This is a genomic window from Ventrimonas sp., from assembly GCF_048380235.1.
Lineage (GTDB): Bacteria > Bacillota > Clostridia > Lachnospirales > Lachnospiraceae > Brotaphodocola.
Window position 1 is genome coordinate 1 of sequence record NZ_DBFCCJ010000031.1, and the last position, 1,096, is coordinate 1,096.

At 49.0% G+C, this 1,096-nt stretch carries 2 protein-coding genes; both read left to right on the plus strand.

Annotated elements, in window-relative coordinates:
• Nucleotides 1-176: 176 nt before the first annotated feature.
• Entirely contained in the window at nt 177-248 is a 72-nt protein-coding gene (locus tag ACMP1L_RS05050) for a hypothetical protein (protein ID WP_118736852.1), read from the plus strand.
• A gap of 69 nt (nt 249-317) precedes the next feature.
• A partial coding sequence (locus tag ACMP1L_RS05055) for a VirB6/TrbL-like conjugal transfer protein, CD1112 family (RefSeq protein WP_418452199.1) occupies nt 318-1,096 on the plus strand: 779 nt, incomplete at its 3' end.

The following is a 1,096-nucleotide window of genomic DNA, read 5'->3' on the forward strand; positions in this document are numbered from 1 at the left end:
CCCGCAGACAGGACATTGAGATTTATTATTCTTTTGTTGGCAAGGTGGACTTGCCCGAATAACCGCCCGACCTATCCGACACAATGCGCAAGTGCCGGATAGGAACGGCAAAATTTTTTACACTTCTATTACTTCTTTATCGCACATCAGTAAAATCTCAGGGCATGAAGCAGCTTATGGCCGGTGCTGGTGTAGCCGTTGTTGGTATGGTTCTTGTACCTCTGCTCTCCGGGCTGTTCTCTGTCTAAGCGTTCCTGCATGAAATCCTTGCCGCTCCCGCAGCTCTGCGGGGGCGGCGGAAAGGAGGTTGACACCGTATGGATTTCTTACTTGAAGCCCTGACGAATTGGCTGAAAGAAATGCTGGTGGGCGGTATTATGAGCAACCTTTCGGGGATGTTTGACAGTGTAAACCAACAGGTCGCGGATATATTCGTACAGGTAGGACAGACCCCACAGGGATGGAATGGCAGTATTTTCAATATGATTGAGAATCTGTCAAACTCCATCATGGTGCCGATTGCAGGTGTGATCCTGGCTATCGTGATGACCGTAGACCTGATTCAGATGATTGCAGACAAGAACAACCTGCATGATGTGGATACCTGGATGATTTTCAAGTGGGTGTTCAAATCAGCTGCCGCCATCCTCATTGTCACAAACACATGGAATATCGTGATGGGCGTCTTTGATATGGCGCAGAGCGTGGTGGCGCAGGCGGCAGGGATTATCAATTCGGATGCGTCCATTGACATTTCCTTAGTTATGACCGATCTGGAACCGAGGCTGATGGAAATGGATTTGGGACCGCTGTTCGGACTGTGGTTCCAATCCCTCTTTATTGGCATTACCATGTGGGCGTTGTATATCTGTATCTTTATCGTTATTTATGGCCGTATGATCGAGATCTACCTTGTAACTTCGGTGGCTCCCGTTCCAATGGCTGCAATGATGGGCAAAGAATGGGGCGGTATGGGACAGAATTACCTCCGATCCCTGCTGGCACTGGGCTTTCAGGCATTTCTCATTATCGTCTGCGTGGCAATTTATGCTGTGCTGGTGCAGAACATCGCTCTGGAAGATGACATCATCATGGC